The organism is Halonotius sp. GCM10025705, from assembly GCF_042662885.1.
Lineage (GTDB): Archaea > Halobacteriota > Halobacteria > Halobacteriales > Haloferacaceae > Halonotius > Halonotius aquaticus.
In genome coordinates this window covers 2,277,385-2,299,141 of record NZ_JBHSZD010000001.1, presented here as the reverse complement: position 1 = coordinate 2,299,141, position 21,757 = coordinate 2,277,385, and the positions used below count along the sequence as shown (strand labels likewise).

Below are 21,757 nucleotides of genomic sequence, written 5' to 3'. Positions count from 1 at the left end.
CCGTCGGCATACAGATATCACGTTTTGACGGACGGTATAAGACTGCATCGAAGGCGGCTCTCTGACAGCAGATCAGCAAAAACAGCGCGTCGGCAGCGACGTTAGATGTAGTCGATACTCGGCGGGAGTTCCTGCTTCATACCCTTGCGCTCGCGGATCTCGCTGATGATCTCGGGCTGGAGGCTGTCGACCAGCACGCGGAAGCCGGCGTTTTCCGTATTCCAGGAGGCACGACCCTCGGTGGCCGAGCGGATGTCGGAGGAGAAGCCGATCATCTCTTCGACCGGTGCGATGCCCTCGATGACCATGAGGTCACCCTCCTGGTACATGTCGTCGACGCGGCCGCGGCGACCCTGAATCTCGCCGGAGGCATCGCCCATGTATTCGGAGGGCACGTCGATGCGGACATCCTGAATCGGTTCGAGCATCTTGATCTTCGCGTCGATCAGCGAGCGGTGAACCGCATCGCGGACAGCCGGGATGACCTGTGCCGGGCCACGGTGGATGGTGTCCTCGTGGAGTTTGGCGTCGTGGAGGCGCAGCAGCGCGCCCTGGACAGGTTCGGCAGCGAGTGGGCCGTCTTCAAGGGCGTCCTCAAGCCCCTCGATGACGAGCTCCATCGTCTCGTTGAGGTGCTGAATCCCTTTTGTCTCGTCGATGAGAACGTTGGTGTTGAAGATGTGTTCGACGTTCTGTGAGGTCTCTTTGTCCATACCGGCTTCCTGCAGGGCCTCACGGCGTTCGAGCTCCGGCATATCCATCGAGGCCTTCCCGAGGTGGATCGCATCAACGATGTCCTGATCCATCGGCTCGGCGGTGATGTAGAACTTGTTGTGGCGGTTCGGCGAAACACCCTCGACCTCGCGGGATTCCTCCTGTGGCTGCTCCCGGAAGACGACGATCGGTTCGCCGGTGTGGACGTCGATGCCCTGATTGTCGCGGATCCGGTGGGTGATGACTTCGAGGTGCAGCTCGCCCTGCCCGCTGATCAGGTGTTCGCCGGTATCCTCGTTGATCTCGATCTGGATCGTCGGATCCTCTTTGGCGACCTGCTGGAGCACCTCGATGAGCTTCGGCAGGTCGTCCATCGTCTTCGCCTCGACGGATTTCGTGATGACCGGCTCGGAGATGTGTTCGATCGATTCGAACGGCGTCATCTCGACGCAGAGACGGTCGAGCCGGCGATCGCATCCTTCAGGCCGGTGACGGCGGCGATGTTGCCGGCGGGGACGGAGTCGACCTCCTCGCGTTCGCCACCCATGAAGATCCCGACCGACTGGACGCGGTTGGTGCCCGCAGTCCCGGAGACATAGAGGTTCTGGCCCTTCTCGATCGTACCGGAGAACAGTCGCCCGGTGGCGATCTCGCCGGCGTGGGGATCCATCGAGATATCCGTCGACATGAAGACGACCTCGCCGTCCTCGTCGACCATCCGCATGCTTTCGGCAAGGTCGGAGTCGGCGTCGCCACGCCAGACCGTCGGGATACGACGGGGCTGGGCGTCGACAGGGTTCGGGAAGTGCTCGGCGACCATGTCGAGAACGACGTTCGACAGCGGGGTTCGCTCCTGCAGTTCCATCCGGCCTTCCTCGCCGCTGCGTTCAAGCTCCATGATGTCGCCGAAGTCGATACCGGTGCGCTCCATCGACGGCATCGAAACGCCCCACTTGTAGAGCGCCGACCCGAAGCCGACGGTGCCGTCTTCGACGGAGACCGTCCAGTCGTAGTCCTCCTCCTCGGTCATCCCGCGGATGAGCTCGTTGACATCGGAGATCACCGACAGCAGCCGCTTTTGCATCTCCTCGGGGCCTTCCTGCAGCTCGTTGATGAGCCGGTCGACCTTGTTGATGAAAAGTGCGGGTTTGACACCCTCACGGAGTGCCTGCCGGAGGACGGTCTCAGTCTGCGGCATCGCGCCCTCGACGGCGTCGACAACGACGAGCGCGCCGTCGACGGCACGCATCGCCCGTGTCACGTCGCCACCGAAGTCGACGTGGCCTGGCGTGTCGATGAGGTTGATGAGGTGGTTGGTGTCCTCGTACTCGTGAGTCATCGACACATTTGCTGCGTCGATGGTGATGCCGCGTTCCTGTTCGTCCTCCTCGGTGTCCATCGCCAGCTGCTCGCCGGCGGTTTCGTCGGAGATCATGCCCGCGCCAGCGAGCAGGTTGTCGGTCAGCGTCGTCTTCCCGTGGTCGACGTGGGCGGCGATGGCGATGTTCCGGATGTTCTCCGGCTTGTCCATCAGCCGCTCACACTCGTTGACAATCTTCTTTCGTCGGCCCATTATACAGACGGATACCGGCAGGAGGGTGAAAAGCATAGTGTTTCTCCTCGCGGTGATTCGCCCGTAAACGACGGTCAGGGGCCGAAAACCGACGCCTGCGTGTGTGGTGAGTTGTCACGGTGACGAAACAGTTCGACAGCCGTTGGCGACAAAACTGACCAAGCCACGCCCCTGGCGGACTGAAAGGGCGAGACGCTCTCAACGAACCCGGACGACGCAAGCACCGCAGGAGTGAGCACCGCGAACGACGAGGAGCGCAGCGAGTCCCGGGAGTTGAGAGCGTCGAGGGCTTTCTATACTTACGTCACTGATTCAGCTTCTCAATTGACAACCACGTATAGCCGCGAAACACCCATATAGCTCCCTCTCCTTGGTACACTCACACATGGATGTCCGAGTACAGGGCACGGTCGCCCCGGATCCGTTTTTGAGCGCGGCGACCTCCTCGAAACCGAATACAGCCTCTCACGACCGGTCGAGGTGCACATCCGCGAAAACCCCGACGAGCGCACGTGGGCAGCGCATTACGACGACCACCACGTCCTCAACATCTCCCGGCAAGCGGCCACCAGCGTCCTCGCACGCGAACTCGCCTTACACGAGTTCGCCCACATGGCCCGCTACGAGCAACGACACGCCTCCCACACCCAATCGACCGAGGAGGCCCTGTTTCTCGCCTTGGCTGGCGAGTCGGTCGAACGCCAGAAACTCGCCCACTGCTATCAGATCGCCAACCACATGAAGGACATCTACGCCGACGACATCACCCTCTCGCTTGCGCCCGCGAGCAAGCTTGTGGACTTTTTCGCCTCGAAGCTCGCAACCTCGATTTCCGACCACAACAGCGACGACAACGGATTTTCTCCAGTCGAAACAAAGGGGTCGATCCGGAGATGACCGTCGTCAACGCCGCCTTCGCCTTAGCGTTGGTTGAGCGGCACGGACTTGTTGACGCCGAGCATCGGCTCTATGAGCTGCCGACACGGCGGCTGACGCCGCGCCGGGGGTCGATCTCTCTGCCTTCAAACGGCGATTCAAATCGCTGAGCGACGATCCGACCGAAAGCGAGTACCGGAAATCGTTGGTCGAGATGACGCGGGCCTACGCGACCGCGGAATGAGTATCGCCTCCGCGAAAAGTGGGATTCAGACAGTGAACGTTGCGGTCGCCGTGGCGGTCTCGCCGTTGACGCCGACGAGTTCGATTTCGGCCTCGTAGGTTCCGCCCCCGTTCGGATCTTTCAGGCTGTCGATTTCGATCTCGACCGGGTAGTCGAGAGCCGGGTTGTTGGTAAGGTTCCACTCTGCGGCGTGGCCGTCGTTGAACGTCGTCTCGCTGTAGGAGATGTTCGACCCCGAGAACGTGATGGTGGTAGTCGGGTTCCCGCCGCGAGTGAAGCTCAGTCTCGAATTTCCAACAGTCGTCGGATATCTGACCGTGATCGTATCGACATCCTCGCTGAAGTCGAGGCCTTCGGTTGTCCACGTATGGACGCCCTGATTCGAGACGTTGAGAATCCAGCCGCCGGTAACGCTGATCGTCGGGCTCTGTGGCGGCGTGGACGTGTCGCCCTCCACCTGGGCGACAAAGTCGGGTGAATCCACCGACTGTGCCGTGTAGGTAAACGTCTGGTCGGTCTTGGTCTCGTTGGGATCAAGCGTGATCCCCTGGCTATCGACGTTCGTGAACCCGCCTCCCCGATCAGCGTTCAGATCGACGTTTCTGGTGTCGGTGCCCGCGCCGGTGTTGGTTACGTCGAAGGTGAACGTCACGGTATCGCCAACGGCCACATCCGTCGAGGAGACGGTGAGGTTCGACACCTCGAAGAAGCCGTTGCCGGTCGAGGTCGTCAGCGTCGTGGAGTACGTCAGACTGTCGCCATCGGTTTCGAACACCTCCAGCGTCGGCTCGTAGCTGCCCGAACTTGGATTGACGATCCCCGGATCGCCGGCACTCACGTCGCCGCCGATGGTGATTCGTGCGTCTTCATTGACGGTCGCTCCACCGTCGATATCGAAGGTGGCTGTCGAACCGGTGTAATTGGCAGACACAAGTGTGACTTCGTTGAATTTCGGGTTCCCGCCCGAACCGAGAAACTCGACTGTCACGTCACCGCTGCCGAGCGGGTCGAAGCTCGCGCCCTCGCTCCCGAAATCGTAGTTGGCCTCGATCCGGTCGATCTCCTCGTTGCTGGGGATATCCAGCTCCCAGACGTGCTGGGACTCCGTGTTTTCGGTATCCGGATCGATCGTGAACGAGGTGACTGCGGACGACAGCTCCGCAACGACCTGAAAGTTCGCTCCCGATGTGACTGTATCGGTAATCGAGGCGTTTGTCGCGGTCGCCCCGAGGCTCAGCGAAGCGAGGGCACCCTCCGAGGATGAGTGTGCGGCGTTTCATAGTAGATGTGGTCGGCGACGCTGCACGAACGGCGTCGTCCCTGATCGATCCTAGAGTGGGGACTGTAGCCACATAGCTGTTCGCGTTTTCCCACTGCTGTCGAGCGACGCCGCTCACTGTCACACGAGACCAGAACGGAAAACTACGGTCGGCTTACCGCGCTGCGGCGGCAACGCGTTCGCGCTCTTCTTTCTGCGTGATCGCGTAGCTTTCGACGTCGTTGTCGGCCGCGCCCATCAGTTGGTGGGCCAATGCCTCGGAGGCATCGGTTGCGGATTTGTAGCTGCCGTTGTGGGTGCCCTGGGCGATGAACTTCAGTGCCTCATCGACCCGTCGCTGCGGGGCCACGTCGACGGCTTTCGGGACGGAGATGCCACCGTATTTCAGGCGGACGGTCTCCTCTCGGGGGCGGCGTTTTCGACCGCGGTCACGAGGATCTGCACCGGATTTTCCTCGGTCTGCTCGTGAACCGTCTCGAAGGCGTCTTTGACGATGTTGGCCGCCTGCTGTTTCTTGCCCGTGTTGTCCTCGGTCTGCATCAGGCGATTGATCAGCCGCTCGGCGATCGAGATCTCGCTTTTCTCGAACTGCTTGGCGGCGTGTCGGCCCATCGTGTGGGCGATCGGCGTCACGTTGATGTACCGTTTGGTCGAAGGATCGTTGTACTCGATCTCCGCGATCGACCAGACGCCGAACAGTTTCGCGCCGTCGTCGATCTCGTCGGTCTCGTCGGCCGCCGCCTCGTCGTCAGGTGTGGCTTCGCTCTCAGACATTATCGGACAGGTTTCTCGGCGTTACCGCGAACGAGTTCGATCATCGAGACGCCGTTGACCTTCTCGACTTTGTAGTTGACACCCGAAAGGTCGCCCATTGCGCGACCCTTCGCGCCACCGATCCCCGCGATCGTGACCTCGTCGTGTTCGTCAATGAACGAGATCGCCCCGTCACCGGGACAGAACGCGGTGACCTGTTTGCCGTTTTTGATCAGCGACCCGGACGCATTTCCGGATCGCTGAGTTCGGCTGCTTTGCCTCGATGCCGACCTTCTCAAGGACGATGCCGCGGCCCTGCGGCGCGCCCTCAAGCGGGTCGGACTTCTTTTTGAGCCCGCGCTCGCGTCGAGCGTACTCGGAGTCAGACCAGCGTCGCTGCTGCCGGTCTTTCTTGAGCTTACGGGCGGCGTATTTGCCGTTTGCCATGTATCCGCCTTTTCAGATGCGGCTACTTAAGCATCCCTTTTTCGAGCGGCGAAACGGGCTGAGATCGCTCCGCAGGGGTCGCTAATCGGATCTGCGACCGTTTCGGAACACTGTGTTGACGACCGGAGAATGGCGCGGAGTGCGTAAGCACCGCTTACACCGAGTTATCGAGCCGCCCAGACAGCCATCAGGTCAGCTTGATATCGTCGATATCGTAGTGGCGCTGAGCCAGTTTGCGGGCGGTTTCGATCCGCCGCCCGTCGCTGCCGATGGCGATCCCACGATCAGCCTCGACGACCTCGGCGTAGGCGATGCGGTCGCCCTGCTCGGAGATCGTCACCCCGCGTACTGCGGCCGGCGCAAGCGCGCTGGCGACAAACGCCGCTGGGGTGTCGGCGTTTTCGACCAACTCGATCTCCCGGCCCAGTTTCTCCTCAACGCGGTCGACAGTGTGGCCGTCAGGGCCGATCGCATCGGCCATCTCGCCGGCCGGGATCAACAGGACAACGCGGTCGCCCTCAATGAGGCAGTCCAGTGGGTTGATGTCGGTTTCCTCGGCGAAGAGCCGAATGTACCGCTTGGCGTCTGCCGACAGGGTGACCCGCATCGTCAGTCGTCAGCCGGCGACGTCTCCATCGACCCCATCCGGAGCTGCACGTCGCCGGTCCGATCGAGACGGGTTTGCCCGCGATGACGTTCTCGATGATCCCGTTGAGATCGTCGCTTTCGCCGTGGATCGCGGCATCCAGCAGGTGGTTGACTGTCACCTCGAAGGCCGCCCGCGCGAGCACGGAGTCCTTCGAACCGGAGATGCCGTGGCGGCCGATCGACTCGATGGTGCCCTCGTTGGTCATGATGTCGGCGACCAGCATCAGGTGCCGAACGTTCACGTCGTCGAGGCCCTGCTCGCGGAGCGTGTCGATCGTCTCGTTGATGATCGCCTCGCGGGCAGCCTCGATCCCGAGTTCCTCGTGGATCTCGTGAATGTTGTTACAGGTCGAGCGACTGGCATCGACACCCTCGATCCGGAGCACATCGCCGAACGCCGAGCCCTCAGTGTAGAGGACGAACTCCTCGCCGTCGTCGAGTTCTTCCTTGCGGATGACGACGCGGCTGATCTCCTCGATCCCCTTGAAGACGATCTCCCGGAGCTCCTCGACCAACTGGAGCAGCTCCCGGTAGCTCGGCTCGCTGGGGCCGAACTCGATGGCCATCCCCTGATGACGGGTGTCGACGCCAAGAGCGTCCTCGATGGTTTCGGCGATCTCCGCGGCGACAGGTTCGGCGGCGTCAGCGGTCGGCCACCGCTCCAACAGCGTCTCCTCGTTGAGGTCGATCCGGACGACCATGTCGGCGACGTTCGTCGAGACGTCACCCAACGCGAGGATCTTCGTCGCTTCAAGCGCCCACACGACCTCGCGGGCTTTCTCTCTGTCCTCGGCGTACTCGTCTTCGAGATACACCGTCATCATCGGCGTATCCGGCTCCTTGCGGGCGTCGACGAGTTCGATCAGCCGCGGAAGGCCCTGTGTCACGTCGATCTCGGCGACACCGGCGTAGTGGAACGTGTTCATCGTCATCTGGGTGCCAGGTTCGCCGATCGACTGAGCGGAGACGGTGCCGGCAGGCTCCAGTGGCTCGATCCGGGCGTCGAGATACTCTGCCTCGGCGGCACGAGCGATCTCGTCGGCCTGCTCGGTTGTGACGCCCTCTCGCTCCTCGATGGAGTCGTAGACGCGCCGCCGCAGGCGACGCGGCAGTTCAGTGTCCTCAACGACGGCTTTGATGTCGTCGGTGACGTGGTCGTACTCAGTCATCCGACTCCACCTCCGAGGACAGCGCGGTATCAGTGTGCTCTGAGAGGTTCGTCGGCGGCTCCGACGGCGTGAGGAACGCTTCCTTCTCGCTGTCGCTGTCGAATTCGGCGTCCAACACGCGGTCGGTGATCCCCTCAACGTCGACCTCGAAGTCCTCACTGGAGGAAACCTTCACCGGCGAGGTGCCGTCCTCGCCGAACTCGAATTGGACGACGCGATCGGAGGTATCCCGAACCGTCCCGTCGTACTGCACCTCAAGCTCAGACAGTGCGTTGATCAGGCGTCGCTGGAGGTAGCCGGATTTCGAGGTACGGACGGCCGTATCGACCAGCCCTTCGCGGCCACCCATCGCGTGGAAGAAGAACTCCCGCGGGGTCAGCCCGCCGCGGTAGGAGTTTTCGACGAAGCCGTGGGCTTCGGCCGAGAGATCGTTTGGCTCGTAGTGGGCCAGCGTGCGATCCTCGTAGCCACGGTTGATCCGCTCGCCGCGAACAGCCTGTTGGCCGACACAGCCGGCCATCTGCGTGAGGTTCAGCATCGATCCACGCGCCCCGGAACGGGCCATCACGACCGCCGGGTTGTCGTCGGCGAAGTGATCCTCGGCGATCTCACCCGCCGAGTCGCGGGCCTTGCCGAGCGTCTGCATGATCTTCATTTCCAGCGTCTCATCGACCGTTCGGCCGGGCAGCGATTCAAGATCGCCGGCCCGGTAGGTCTCGATCAGCTCATCGATGCGGCCGTAGGCGTTGTCGATGGCCTCATCGACCTGCTCGTCGGCGACCGGCGGAATCGACTCGTCGTCGATCCCGATCGAGAAGCCGAAGTGCATGATCGCCCGCATGGCGAGGGCCGCGACCTCGTTGATAAAGACGCGGGCACGGGTTTCCGAATACTGTTTGACGATCGTATCGACGATCTCGCCGCCGAAGGCACCGACGGCATCCTCGTCGATCGTCCCTTGGAGGTGGTGTCCATCCTCGATGATGACCGTGTCGCCAGCCGACGAATCAAATTCGAGATCAAGCCCGTCCGGCAACAGCAGCGAGAAGACGGTGCGGCCGGTCCAGTAGGGGCCGGTCTCGTCTTCACCGTCGGGTTCCGGCAGCTCATCGACCTGCGTTGCCCGCAGCAGGTCGAGCGCCTGGGTCTCGGTGAAGTGGGGGTTGTCGTGGGTGAGCAGATACGTCCCCGAGATGTGATCCTGAATCGCGCCGATGATGTTCTCACCAAATCGCGGCGAGAGAATCTGTTCTTGGACACGCATGAGCACGCGCGCCTCAGCCCGGGATTCCTCGGTCTGGAGGGCGTGCATGTTCATTTCGTCGCCGTCGAAGTCAGCGTTGTACGGCGGACAGACCGTCGTGTTGAGCCGGAACGTCTTGTACGGCATCACGACGACCTCGTGGGCCATAATCGACATCCGGTGCAGCGACGGCTGGCGGTTGAAGATCACGATGTCGCCGTCGATCAGGTGGCGGTTGACCTCCCAGCCGGCATCGATCTTCGTTGCCAACTCTTCACAATTTTTCTCAGTTACCTTCAGCCGGCGGCCATCAGGTCGTTTGACGTAGTTCGCGCCGGGGTGGGTTTCCGGCCCGTTGGCGACGTACTGTTTGGCCTCCTCAAGGGTGCGGTCGGTGACGTTGATCGTGATCGTCATCTCGCTGGCGACGCGGTCGGGAACCCCAACCTCGTTGAGACTCAGCGTCGGATCCGGCGAGATGACTGTTCGCGCCGAGAAGTTGACGCGTTTGCCGGAGAGTGAACCGCGGAAGCGACCCTCCTTGCCCTTGAGTCGCTGGCTGAGGGTTTTGAGGGGTCGTCCCGAGCGGTGTCGGGCCGGCGGCGTGCCGGAAATCTCGTTGTCGACGAAGGTGGTGACGTGGTACTGCAGCAGTTCCCAGAGGTCTTCGATAATCAGCTGGGGCGCGCCGGCCTCACGGTTTTCCATAAACCGCTGGTTGATCCGGATGATGTCGACCAGCTTGTGGGTGAGGTCGTCCTCGGATCGCTGGCCGTTGTCCAGCGTGATCGATGGCCGAGCGGTCACCGGCGGCACCGGCAGCACGGTCATGATCATCCACTCCGGTCGGGAGCCCTCGGCGTCGATCCCGAGGACTTCGATATCCGAATCAGGGATCTGCTCGAACCAGTCCCGAATGTCGCTCGGCATCAGCTTGTTCATGTCCTCCTCGGTGAGGTCGACATCGAGCGCTTTCTCAAGGGCGCGACGGCCATCGTCCCGTGGCCGGAACTCGCCGCCGAGGATCTGGTTGATCCGGTCGAGTGGGATGCCCGTCTCATCCGAAAGGGCCTGTGGGCTCATCCCTTCGTCGTCTTCGTCGTCCTCGTCGGGCTGCATCGCCTCGGCGATGATCTCGGAGTACTCGCCCGACAGGACGTTTTGGACCTCGTAGTAGGTTGTCGGCTTCTCGTGTTTGATGTCGGCCTGGGGTTCCGCACAGTGCGGACAGCTGCCGGCCTTGCGGGCCTGTCGGACAGCCGCTTTGAGCACCGTATCGGGATCCTTGCCGAGATCCTCGGCGCGGTCGAGTTCCTCGCGGTACTCCTCCATCTCCATCTCGGTCAGCGTCAGCCGACCGCACTCCCGGCAGGTCGCCCGGAGCAGTCGCCGGATAAGCGTCGTAAAGCCGACGTGGATGACCGGCGCGGCGAGTTCGATGTGACCGAAGTGACCAGGACAGGAGCCGGAGTGTTGCCCACAGGTACGACACTCAAGACCGGGGTCGATCACGCCGAGTCGTGGATCCATCAGCCCCATGTCGATTGGGTAGCCGTCGTCGTCGTAGGTGTCGGCCGTGATCACTTTCGTCGCCGAGATGTCACGGTACGTCTCGGGATCCATCAGTCCGAAGTCGATCCCGCCGAGCTGTTTTGGTGTTTGCATTGACATTGTAGCTTAGACCGCGTCTTCGAGTTCGAGGGTTGGTCGGATGCCGAGCGCCATCATCTCATCGAGGAGGAGCTTGAACGCGTAGCTCACGTCGAGTTCGTGGATGTTGTCCTCGCTGCCGGTCGCCGGATCGTACACCCGGCGTTGCTCTCTGTCCTCGACGGCGATCATGCCGGTGTCCTCAGAGACGTAGACAGTCTCCTTGTCAGAGGACTCAAGCAGGCGTTCGTTGAGCACCATCGACGCGCCGTGGCCGATGATCGTATCGCGTTCCATCTCGCCGACACGGAGGCCACCCTCGCGGGCACGCCCCTCGGTCGGCTGCCGGGTCAACACCTGCACCGGCCCGCGGGAGCGGGCGTGCAGCTTGTTGGAGACCATGTGGTAGAGCTTGTGGTAGAAGATCGTCCCGACGAAGATCTCCGCGTCGATCTTTTCGCCGGAAACGCCGGAGTACATAACCTCTTTCCCGGAGGATTTGAAGCCGTGTTCCTCCAGTGCGCCGCGAAGCTCCTCTTCGTCTTCGCCCTGGAACGGCGTGCCGTCGACACGGCGGCCTTCCAGCGCGCCGACCTTCCCGCCAAGCATCTCCAAGACGTGGCCGACGGTCATCCGCGAGGGCAGCGCGTGGGGATTCATCACGAGGTCAGGAACAAGGCCCTCCTCGGTGAACGGCATATCTTCCTGTGGGGCGAGGTGGCCGATAACGCCCTTCTGGCCGTGCCGGGAGGCGAACTTGTCGCCGAGTTCGGGGATGCGTTCGTCACGCACCTTCACCTTCGAGAGCATCGAGCCATCCTCGTTTTCCATGACGGTGACGGTGTCGACGACGCCGTCCTCGCCGGAGCGCATCGTGACGGAGGTTTCGCGTCGCTTCTGGGGGCTGAGTCCGCCCATATCGTCTGGTTCTTCGAGGAACCGCGGCGGGCTCGTTTTGCCGAGCAGCACCGAATTTTCGTCAACAACCGTTTCGGGGTTGACGAGGCCATCCTCGTCGAGGTGGGTGTAAGCATCCTCACCGCGGGCACCGCGAACGTCCTGATCAGGGATTTCGAAGCGATCCTCTTGGCCGCCGGGGTAGCGTCGCTCCTCACCCTCGTAGGTCCGGAAGAAGTGCGACCGCATCAGCGCGCGCTCGACTGAGCCCTTGTTCATCACGAGGGCGTCCTCGATGTTGAACCCCTCGTAGCTCATGACGGCGACGACGAAGTTCTGGGCGGCGGGGCGGTCGTCGTAGCCGATCTGTTCGGTCGTCTGGGTTTTCACCATCGACAGCTGCGGGTAATGCAGGAGGTGCTGGCGGGTGTCAGGCCGGATGCGGTAGTTCGCCGACGGCAGCCCGAGTGACTGTTTCATCATCCCTGCGCCCATCGTAATCCGGGGACTGGCGTTGTGTTCGGGGTACGGGATCATCCCCGCGCCGATCCCGAAGATCAGCGAGGGGTCGATCTCAAGATGCGTGTGTCGCTCGGTGAGGTCATCCTCGTCGACGCCGACGAGGATGTCTTCTTCTTCCTCTGCATCGATAAACTCGACATAGCCGCGGTCGACGAGATCCTCGAACTCGAGGTCGTCGTTTTTCAGCGCCTCGATCTCCTCGTCGCCGAGCAGTGGTTCGCCATCCTCAACGACGATCAGCGGGCGGCGGGCCCGACCGGCGTCGGCGTTGATGATGACCTCTTGGGTGCGGCCACGTACGGAGACGTTGACCATATCGGAGACGTCGCCGCGGCGGCGGGCGTCTCGTATCTGTTCGGCAAGCTGTTCCGGATCCGGATGGGTGCCGACGAGGCTCCCGTTGACGTAGACTTTTGCTTCTCGTGATTGAGCCATTGGTTAGTCGTCCGCAGGGGTTGTTCGTTCAACGCCGTCGATACCTGGGATCCCCTCGACTCCCATCGACGATAGTTCGCGCTTCAGTCCTTGCTCGTCCTCGATGTCCTGACTCAGCTCCATCGCCTGAGCGAAGTTTTTGACCAGCCCACAGTTCGGCCCTTCCGGCGTCTCGGAGGGACAGATGCGACCCCACTGGGTCGCGTGGAGGTCACGCGCTTCGAAGTGTGGCTGCGATCGGCTGAGCGGCGAGCGAAGCCGTCGGAGGTGCGACAGCACGCCCATGTGGTCGGTGCGGTCGACCAACTGAGAGACACCGGAGCGGCCACCAACCCAGTTGCCGGTGGCGATCGGGTGTTCGAGCCGTTCGGTAAGCACGTCCGAGCGGACGACCGTGCTGACCGAGAGCTCTCGGTTCCGCATGTTGGCGCGTTCAAGCTGGTATTTCACGTCCCGTGCCAGCTTGTTCAGCGCGGTGCGGAACAGATCGGTCATCAGATCGCCGGAGACCTTGAGGCGTTTGTTGGCGTAGTGATCCTTGTCGTCGGCTTCGCGTCGGCCGAGAGCGAGTTCGAAACAGGCCTCGGCCATCCGACAGAGGTAGTAGGCCTTGTTGGTGCGAACCTCCTCCTCGTCGACGCCTTCCTCATGGAGATGCGGCAGGAGGTAGCGGTCGATGACGTAGTTGGCGCGTTTGAGCTGGTAGTTTTTGCCCTGCCCGGAGGCGACGCGCTGACCGAGGGTTTCGATGGCGGCCTCGGTGGTTTGGACGTCGGCTTCCTCCAGATTCTCCAGCATGAACTTCACGATCTCTGGGTCATCTGAGACGCGGTGGACGATTTCCTCGTCGGATTCGAGTCCGAGCGCGCGAACGAGCGTGACAAAGTTGACGCTGCCCGACACCGATGGGAAGCTCACCTCAAGCAGCCCCTCACGGTTGCGCTCACAGAGGACGAGCGCGCGGTAGCCACGACGCTGGCTGAACGTCTTGGCGACCTGGATGTCGTCGTCGTATTTGGTGTCGTGTTCGGCGAGGATCTTGTTCGGCGCGAGATCCTCGCTGGTCATCAGCACCCGCTCGGAGCCGTTGACGATGAAGTAGCCACCGGGGTCGGCGGGGTCTTCGCCGATCTCGATGAGTTCCTCATCGGAGAAGTCGGCGATGTTACATTTGTCGGAGCCGACCATGATCGGCATGCGGCCGACCTTCGTCTCCGTGGAGTCGACGACGGTTTCGGGTTCCTCGTCGCCGCCGCGGATGATCGACATCTCCATGAACACCGGCGCGGCGTAGGTGATGTTGCGGAGGCGGGCTTCCTGTGGGAACAGCAGCTCCTCACTGCCGTCGGCTTCGCGCACACGTGGTGTCAGAATGCGGATGTCGCCGAGTTCGACGTAGACGGGCTCTTGGCCCTCCTTGTCGCCGATGTCGGTCTCGATGGTTTCCTTCTCGACGGCGACCTGCTGCATGCCGCGTTCGAGAAAGGCGTTGAACGAGCGGAAGTGGTGTTCGGCAAGGCGATCCTCCGAAAAGTACTCTCTGGATACGTCGCGTCGATCTTGTCGGTTCATTCGACCACCAGCCGGTAGGAAATCGATGTTTCTGCTGTCCGGGAATCACGGACGATCTTGATGACGTCGCCCGTCTCGGCCGCCTCCGGCAGTGCCGGGTCGTCGGCCGTGATTTCCGGCAGGTCAGTGCGATCCAACCCATACTCCTCGAGAACCGAATCGAGTTCGGCTCCCTCGATGGGGATGTGCTCGGGAACGAGTTCGTGTTGGCTTACGTCTACCATGGATACGTTGGGTTTCGGGTTGAAGAAACTACTATCACGAGATACTACAGTCGGTTACAAAACGAGGCCAGTTAAGGATTGCTAACTCGGGGTGAGCCCAACGGCTCATCGACCCCGGCTGTCCTGATACCCGTGTCAACGGAGGACACCAATAAAGAGTTTGTGGCGGGTGTTCGCGACAGCCAACAGCGGGCCAAACAGATGGCGACGACCGCGGTCAGTCCGCGTCAGACGCACCCAACAGCGCGTCAAGATCGACCCGCTCGGTCAGCAGGTCGGCCATTGTGTCGACAGTCTCCGCATCGCGGGTACGACCGCTGCGAACGACCGATTCGGCGCGCTCGACGGCGGTGAGAGTGTCGGTGTTGATCTGTAGGATCGGCGTGTTGGCCTCCTCGGCCCGGCCCAACACCGCCGACGACGGCCGGTGGCCACCGGTCAAGATGAGACACTTCACGCCGGAGGCTTCCAAGGCGGCGGTGTGGATATCCGAGCGGTCGCCGCCGGTGATCGCCGCGGCGTTACGGGCCCGGCGGAAGTATCGGAGGGCCTCGTCGCCGCCCATTGCACCCACAAGGAAGCGTTCGACGTAAGCATCGGTCGGCGTGTCTGTGAGCACGTCTGCGCCGAGTTCTGCCGCGAGATCCTCGATGGTCACGCCGGCCAGCCGCTGTTCTTGCGGCACTGCACCGAAGACCTCGACGCCGCGACTCTCAAGGAACGGGATCACGTCGCTGTCGAGTTCCTCGAAGGCACTGTCGGAGATGCGGTTGAAGACGACACCCGCCAGTCGATCCCCGAGTCGGTCGATCGCGCCGAGCAACCCATCGATATCGCCGGGCTGGGTGTAGTCGGCGACCAAGATCGCCTTCGCATCCAGCAGCTCGGCGACCTCGGGATCGGTCAGCCCGACGATGCCGCCGGTCGACAGCGAGCCGCCGCCTTCGACGATCATGGTATCGCGGTCGGCCGCCAAGGCGTCAAACTGCGTTTTGACCTGTTGGCGAAGCTCGTCGGGATCCTCCTGGCCGCGGATCGCCCCATCGATGAACGTCGGCGAGTAGACGACGGGTTCGAGTTCGTGCATCTCGGCGTCGAGATCGAGCAGCTCCCGGGCCAACATGGGATCCTCGTCAAGCGTTTTGCCGACGTTGCTCTGCAGGCGGGTGCCTTTCGGCTTCATGTAGCCGACCGAGTGGCCACGGTCGCGGGCGATCGTCGCCAACGCCAGCGCGATGGCGGTCTTGCCGGTGCTTTCTTCGGTTGCGGTGATGAGTAGTGTGTTCATAGGTTCTCGGGGTCGACGGTGAGTCTGATATCGACGGCGGCGACGCCGTCGGGCGTTGCGACCAGCGGGTTGATGTCGAACTCCATGATCGCCGGGAAGTCGGCGACCAGTTGGGAGAGCCGCTGGATCGTCTCGACGATGCCATCGAGATCGGCGGGATCGCGCCCTCGTGCGCCACGTAGGAGCGGTGCCGTCTTGATTTCTTCTGTCATTTCGCGGGCTTCGGTCTCCGAAACCGGAGCGACACGGAACGTCGTATCCTCCAGTACCTCGACGAAGATGCCACCCAAGCCAAACATCATCAACGGGCCGAACTGCGGATCGCGGTTCATCCCGACGATGGTTTCGGTGCCCGAATCAAGATCAGCCATCTCTGGACCTGGACGCCAAGCAGGTTGGCGTCAGGTTGGTAGTTGCGCGCGCGTGTGATCAGCGTCTCGTAGGTGTCGGCAACCTCGTCGTCGGCGACACCGACCGCAACGCCGCCGATGTCGGATTTATGCAGGATATCGGGGCTGACGATCTTCATCACGACATCGCCGTCGATGCTCTCGGCGACCGCGCGGGCATCTTCGGGCGCATCGACGATCTCGCCGTCTGGCATCGGGATGCCGTAGGCCTCCAACAGGCCCATCGCCTCGACGCCAAGCCGGTTGTCCGACCGATCCTCAACGCGTTCAAGAATCTCTCGGGCAGCGTCTTTGTCCACGTCGAAGTCAGCGGGCTCCTCGTAGGTTCGCTGTTGGATGCCGCGGTACTCCCACAGCGAGTCGAGCGCGCCGATCGCTCGGGAGGGATCGAAGTAGTTCGGGATGCCGGCGTCGCTGAGGATCGCCGCCGAGTCGTCGACGCTCTCGCCGCCCATAAAGCAGGCCGCGACGGGTTTCCCGTGTTTTTCGCGCAACTCGACGGTTTCGGCGGCCAACTGCTCGTAGTCGAGGACGGCAGTCGGACACGACAACACCATCGCCGAGCCGACGTTTTCGTCGGCCAGTGCGATATCGAGGGCGTCGCGGAACCGCTCGACATCGGCGTCGCCGACGATGTCGACGGGGTTGTAGATGTTGCCCTCCGGCGGAAGTTGCTCGGAGAACTTATCGAGGGTTTCCTGTTCGAACGACGCCATCTCCAAGCCCGAGTCGCCGACCGCGTCGGTCGACATCACGCCGGGGCCGCCGGCGTTGGTGATGACGGCGATATCGTTGTTCTCCGGGACTGGCTGATTGGCCAACATCTGGGCGGCATCGAACAGATCCTGTACCGACTCCGCGCGGAGGACGCCGGCCTGATCGAGGCCGGCCTCGTAGGCCTGCTCGGAGCCGGCGATCGTGCCGGTGTGTGAGGAGGCCGCCTGCGCGCCGGCGTCGGTGCGGCCGGATTTTACGAGGACGATCGGGGTGTCCTGGGTCACCTCGCGAGCAGTATCAATGAACTCTCGGCCCTGGCTGATCCCCTCCAGATAGCCGATGATCACGTCGGTATCGGGATCGTCGCCCCAGTGGTCGACGAAGTCGGTCTCATCAAGGACAGCCTTGTTGCCAAGGGAGGCAACATCCTTGAAGCCGACATCCTCGTCGTTGGCCCAATCGAGGACGGCCGTAATGAACGCCCCCGACTGGCTCATAAAGGACATGTTGCCGGCTTCGGGGCTGTCGGGGCCGAAGGAGGCGTTCATGCCGTTGGCTGTCGACATGATGCCGAGGCTGTTTGGGCCGACCAGATTGAGGTCGTACTCGGCGGCGATCTCCTTCAGTTCGCGTTCTCGGCTCGCGCCGTCGCCGCCGGTCTCGCCGAAGCCGGCGGTGATGACGACGACATTTTCCACGCCGGCCTCGCCGGCCTGTTCGATCGCCGGCAGCACGATCTTCGGCGGGACAACGATCACGGCCATATCGGCCGCCGCCTCTCCGATCTCGTCGACACAGGAGAGGCCCATCACCTCCTCGTAGTTGGGGTTGACCGGGATGACCTCGCCGTCAAACGCCGACAACAGATTGTCGGTGACGGCGCGGCCGATCGACCCCTCACGTGCGGTCGCACCGACAACAGCGATGCGATCCGGCGCGAATAGTTCCGTTAGGGTGCCCATCACTCCGAACGTAGCCGCCGGATCTTCTTAAACGCCGGTGTGCCTCCCCTGACATGGCACACAGCCACACACCGCAGCGATGGCTAGCGATTCGGTGAATCACACTAGCGACGAGCCATTACGCAAAACCAAATCGAGGTGTGAGCGGTGCCGATCAGTGACTGTGGCCCATCGCGTCTTCGAGGCTCATGCCGAAGCGATCCTCGAAGAGCTCCTCGACGGCCTCGTTGAGTTCAACAAGTTCCGGCGACGGCTCACCCTCAGCGTGGTGGACAAGCGAGTGGGCGTGCTGGGCGAGGGCCTGCACGACGATATCGCTGATCACCGTCGTCGGCTCCTCGCCGGGTTCGGCGAGTGTCTCGACCAGTCCGGCCGGGACATCGAGCGTTTCACTGGAACCGTCCGGCCCTTCGATGGTGTAGGCCTCCGTATCAACCATACCGAGAGGTACAGCCGCAGCCATAAGGCCGTGTGGGTTCGACGCGGTGACTGACCTGCGGGCTTATTAGCCTCCCGGCCGAACAGAGGGGCGTGGATACGATCGTCGTTCGAACAACGGTGTACGCCGACGCCGAGGAGGTCTATGAGTTCTTGCTCGATTTTCCGGGGTATGCAAACTACTCCAAGTATCTGACCGACGTGCGGGTGCGAACCGGCAACGGCGGCGTCGGCACCCAGTATGCCCTGCGGTTTGCCTGGTGGAAGCTCAGCTACACCGCCCACTCGGAGGTTGTCGCTGTCGACCCGCCCGAAGAGATCGACTGGCGGATCACCAAGGATATCGACGCCAACGGCCAGTGGGCGATCAACCCGCTTGAGACGCTGCCCGCGGATGCCCCCGACGATGCGACGGCAGCCTGTCAGGTAACCTTCCAGGTCGCCTTCGATCCTGACTCCGCCGACGCCGGCGTGTTGAACCTGCCCGCCCTCGTCTCCTTCGGCTGGGTGCTCGAACGGGCGATCCCGTTGATCCGCGGGGAGGCCGAACGCGTCGTCCAGCGGGCGGTCGCCGACCTCGAAGCCCGCAACCGACCGGTCGACCTGACGATCGAGACTGACTCACGGTATCTCTGAGCGCTGCCCAGCCGACGAATCGACGCGGAACTCACCCAACAAGGGAATACCTAAACCGTCGCCGTCGATACCCACCCCCATGAGAGGGACAGGCCGATGAACGTCCTCATCGTTGGCGCGGGCCAGGTCGGCGAAAGCATCGCGGCTGATCTCGCCCCCAGCCATGACGTGACAGTCGTCGACCAGCGAAGCGACCGAACCGAGGAACTCACCTACGGCTACGACGTCCTGACCGTCACGGGCGACGGCACGGATATCGACGTCCTTGAGGAGGCCGGCATCGAGAGCGCCGAGATGGTGATCGCCAGCACCGACGACGACGAAACGAATATCGTCGTCTGTTCGACAGCCGCCGCGCTGTCGGAGGCGCTCACGATCGCCCGGATCAAACACACAAAGTATCTCGAGACGTGGGAGCGCGCCGACCGCGTGTTCGGCGTCGACTACATGGTCTGTACGAATCTGCTGACCGCTCGATCGATCGGCCGGGTCGTCGGCCTGCCGGCAGCGGTCGATGTCGACCCCTTTGCGGGCGGACGCGTCCAGATGGCCGAATTCGAGATCAGCGAGCAGTGCCCGATCGTCGACCAAACAGTCCAGGAAGCCGATCGGTATGACTCCCTGACGTTCGCCGCGGTCATCAGAGACGACGAGGTCATTGTCCCCGACGGGAGTACTGTCATCACCGCCGGCGATCGCGTTGTCGTCATCGGCAGCCCCGAAAGCGTCCACAACTTCGCCGACGGGCTTGATCCCGACCACGGGGCCGGTGCCGACGAGGAAGTCGCCATCTTCGGCGGCAGCGAGATCGGCTACCACGTCGCCCGGCTGCTGAGCGAGCGGGGCTTCGGCCCGCGGCTGATCGAGCAGGATCCCGATCGGGCCCGCGAACTTGCCGAGGAGTTGCCGGCGGCACAGATCATGGAGTCCGATGCCACCGACATGGAGTTTCTCGAACGCGAGCACATCGACGAGGCCGATGTCGTTGTCGCCGCCCTCGAAAGCGACGAAAAGAACCTGCTGGTGTCGCTGTTGGCCCGCCGCCTTGGGGCCGACCGAACGATCGCTGTCATCGATACGCCGGCCTACGTTGATCTCTTCGAGGCCGTCGGGGTCGATGTGGCGATCAACCCACGGGTCGTTGTCGCCGAGGAGATCACCCGCCTTACACAGTCAGATAAGACCGAAAACGTCGCGCTCATCGAAAGCGACAAAGCGGAGGTCATCGAGATCGAGGTCGACGCCGACAGCGTGCTGGCCGGCCGGCCGATCCAGGAGTCGATCGCCGATCTGCCGGCGGGCGTCGTTATCGGGGCGATCACACGCAAAACCGAGTTTGTGACACCGCGCGGTGACACCGAGATCCAGCCGGGCGATCACGTCGTGCTCTTTGTCGGCGCCGCGGCCATCGAGGAGACAACAGCCGCGCTCTAATGCACCGACTTCGCGTCAACTGGCGGGTGAGTCTTCGCTTGCTTGGTGGCGTGTTGAAATGGCTTGCTGCCCCGCTTGCGATCCCGCTTGTGGTCGCGGTCATCGATGGCGACCCGCTTGTCCCGTTTCTCGCACCGATCGCGGTGACGCTGGCGGCCGGCGTTGGCCTCGAACAGCTAGAGACCGAGAAAAACATGTACACCCGGGAGGCCTACCTGATGGTCTCGCTGTCGTGGCTCTGTGTGGGGCTGGTCGGCGCGATCCCGTTTGTGTTGGCTGGCAACGGGCTGTTGGCGGCGCCAAGCAACGCCATCTTCGAGAGCATGAGCGGGATCACGACCACCGGTGCGACGATCATCGACGATTTCGGCGCACACTCGCGGTCGATCCTGCTGTGGCGGCAGGTGATCCAATGGCTCGGTGGCCTCGGCATCTTGGTGTTGGCGATCTCAATCCTCTCACAGCTGTCTGTCGGTGGGGCCCAACTGATGGAGACCGAATCACAGACCCAGGATGTCCAGAAGCTGACGCCAAAGATCGCCGGCACCGCCCGGCTGATCTGGCGGCTGTATGCAGGGATCACGCTGCTTGCGACCGGCGGGCTGTTTGCCCTCGGGGTCGCCGGGATCGCCCCGGGGATGGATCTCTTCAATGCGGTGTCCCATGCGATGACGGCGGTGGCGACCGCAGGGTTTTCGCCACAGCCCGACAGCGTTGGCGCGTTTGCTCCCGCCGCGCAGTGGCTGCTTGTCCCGTTTATGTTCATCGGCGCGACGAACTTCATCCTCCTGTACTTCTTTGTCAACGGCGATTGGGGCCGGCCGCTCCGCAACGAGGAGTTTCGGTTTTATCTCGCCCTCGTTGTCGGCGCGTCCGTGTTGATGACGCTGCTGTTGCTCGTTGATGCCGATGTCGCAACCGGTGGCATCGAAGAGACGGTACGGCTGGCGACGTTTCAGATCATCTCGCTTTTGACGACAACCGGCTTTGCGACCGTCGACTTCAACACGTGGTCGCCGGCGGCCAAACACCTGCTGTTTGCCTGTATGTTTCTCGGCGGGATGGCCGGCAGTACGACCTGTTCGATCAAGCTGCTGCGGTGGCTGATCGTCCTCAAGGCGTTTCGCCGGGATCTGTTTACGACGATCCACCCGGAGGCGATCACGCCGGTTCGACTCAGCGGCACCGCTGTCGACGAGGCGACGATCCGTGATATCTACGCCTACACGCTGTTGAGTCTCGTCATCTTCGCGCTGGCAACGCTTGTCGTCGTCATCGACAGCGCGCGGGTCGGACTGGAACTCTCGGAGTTCGAGGCGATGAGCGCGGCGGCGGCGACGTTTTTCAACATTGGCCCAGCCTTCGGGATTGCCGGTCCGTTCAACAGTTACAGCCCGTTTTCGACCGTCACGAAGGCGGCGATGACGCTCCTGATGTACGTCGGCCGGATCGAGATCATCCCGGTGGCGGTGTTGTTCACCCGGTCGTTCTGGCAGTCCTGACCGGGCGGTCGAGCCGACCACCGCACGATCAAGAAACCGGCGACGAGGGGGCGACGGTGCAACCAACAGCCCACGATACGTCGGCCGGACTGTAACAACGTTAAATACCCCCGCCGGTGTAGGT

Annotated in this window: 11 protein-coding genes and 6 pseudogenes; 4 read left to right on the top strand and 13 right to left on the bottom strand. The window is 62.6% G+C overall.

Going from position 1 to position 21,757, the window contains the following annotated elements; all coding sequences use genetic code 11:
- Positions 1 to 101: 101 nt before the first annotated feature.
- Positions 102 to 2,287, bottom strand: a pseudogene (locus ACFQJB_RS12790) (elongation factor EF-2).
- Positions 2,288 to 2,672: 385 nt separating this feature from the next.
- Here ACFQJB_RS12790 and ACFQJB_RS12785 point away from each other — a divergent pair.
- Positions 2,673 to 3,407: pseudogene (locus tag ACFQJB_RS12785) on the top strand (DUF5781 family protein).
- Positions 3,408 to 3,432: 25 nt separating this feature from the next.
- Here the strand turns inward: ACFQJB_RS12785 and ACFQJB_RS12780 are convergent.
- The 12 genes and pseudogenes from ACFQJB_RS12780 to ACFQJB_RS12725 all read right to left on the bottom strand — a co-directional run bounded on the left by ACFQJB_RS12780 (position 3,433) and on the right by ACFQJB_RS12725 (position 18,062).
- A complete protein-coding gene (locus ACFQJB_RS12780; protein ID WP_379727854.1) occupies positions 3,433 to 4,338 on the bottom strand; it encodes a hypothetical protein in 906 nt (301 codons plus the stop codon).
- A 502-nt stretch (positions 4,339 to 4,840) separates the two neighbouring features.
- Positions 4,841 to 5,460, bottom strand: a pseudogene (locus tag ACFQJB_RS12775) (30S ribosomal protein S7).
- Positions 5,460 to 5,886: pseudogene (locus ACFQJB_RS12770) on the bottom strand (30S ribosomal protein S12). The pseudogenes ACFQJB_RS12775 and ACFQJB_RS12770 overlap by 1 nt, the downstream one beginning before the upstream one ends.
- A 187-nt stretch (positions 5,887 to 6,073) precedes the next feature.
- Entirely contained in the window at positions 6,074 to 6,493 is a 420-nt protein-coding gene (locus tag ACFQJB_RS12765) for a NusA-like transcription termination signal-binding factor (protein WP_379727852.1), read from the bottom strand.
- Between the two features lie 2 nt (positions 6,494 to 6,495).
- Positions 6,496 to 7,703, bottom strand: a pseudogene (rpoA2, locus tag ACFQJB_RS12760) (DNA-directed RNA polymerase subunit A'').
- Complete coding sequence (locus ACFQJB_RS12755) at positions 7,696 to 10,611, bottom strand: DNA-directed RNA polymerase subunit A' (RefSeq protein WP_379728049.1); 2,916 nt, start codon at positions 10,609 to 10,611, stop codon at positions 7,696 to 7,698. Before ACFQJB_RS12755 ends, rpoA2 begins: the two are co-directional and overlap by 8 nt.
- Positions 10,612 to 10,623: 12 nt before the next feature.
- On the bottom strand, positions 10,624 to 12,450 hold the full coding sequence (gene rpoB / locus ACFQJB_RS12750) for a DNA-directed RNA polymerase subunit B (RefSeq protein WP_379727850.1): 1,827 nt from the start codon (positions 12,448 to 12,450) through the stop codon (positions 10,624 to 10,626).
- A 3-nt stretch (positions 12,451 to 12,453) separates the two neighbouring features.
- A complete protein-coding gene (locus ACFQJB_RS12745; RefSeq protein ID WP_120101648.1) occupies positions 12,454 to 14,022 on the bottom strand; it encodes a DNA-directed RNA polymerase subunit B'' in 1,569 nt (522 codons plus the stop codon).
- Positions 14,019 to 14,246 (bottom strand): DNA-directed RNA polymerase subunit H, encoded by a 228-nt coding sequence (locus ACFQJB_RS12740; protein WP_379727848.1) that lies wholly within the window; start codon positions 14,244 to 14,246, stop codon positions 14,019 to 14,021. The genes ACFQJB_RS12745 and ACFQJB_RS12740 overlap by 4 nt, the downstream gene beginning before the upstream one ends.
- A 217-nt stretch (positions 14,247 to 14,463) precedes the next feature.
- Complete coding sequence (locus tag ACFQJB_RS12735; RefSeq protein ID WP_120101644.1) at positions 14,464 to 15,534, bottom strand: phosphotransacetylase family protein; 1,071 nt, start codon at positions 15,532 to 15,534, stop codon at positions 14,464 to 14,466.
- Positions 15,531 to 17,623 (bottom strand): annotated as a pseudogene (locus ACFQJB_RS12730) (acetate--CoA ligase family protein). Before ACFQJB_RS12730 ends, ACFQJB_RS12735 begins: the two are co-directional and overlap by 4 nt.
- Before the next feature lie 154 nt (positions 17,624 to 17,777).
- Positions 17,778 to 18,062: a DUF7545 family protein gene (locus ACFQJB_RS12725; RefSeq protein ID WP_379727846.1), complete on the bottom strand. Its 285-nt coding sequence runs from the start codon at positions 18,060 to 18,062 to the stop codon at positions 17,778 to 17,780.
- Positions 18,063 to 18,154: 92 nt separating this feature from the next.
- On the opposite strand from ACFQJB_RS12725, the gene ACFQJB_RS12720 reads away from it, so the two are divergent.
- From ACFQJB_RS12720 to ACFQJB_RS12710, 3 genes are all read left to right on the top strand, one after another.
- On the top strand, positions 18,155 to 18,697 hold the full coding sequence (locus ACFQJB_RS12720) for an SRPBCC family protein (protein ID WP_379727844.1): 543 nt from the start codon (positions 18,155 to 18,157) through the stop codon (positions 18,695 to 18,697).
- Positions 18,698 to 18,793: 96 nt separating this feature from the next.
- The gene (gene trkA / locus ACFQJB_RS12715) at positions 18,794 to 20,131 is read left to right on the top strand and encodes a Trk system potassium transporter TrkA (RefSeq protein WP_379727842.1); all 1,338 of its coding nucleotides are present in this window, start codon (positions 18,794 to 18,796) and stop codon (positions 20,129 to 20,131) included.
- Entirely contained in the window at positions 20,131 to 21,633 is a 1,503-nt protein-coding gene (locus ACFQJB_RS12710; protein ID WP_379727840.1) for a TrkH family potassium uptake protein, read from the top strand. Before trkA ends, ACFQJB_RS12710 begins: the two co-directional genes overlap by 1 nt.
- The last annotated feature ends 124 nt before the right edge of the window (positions 21,634 to 21,757 follow it).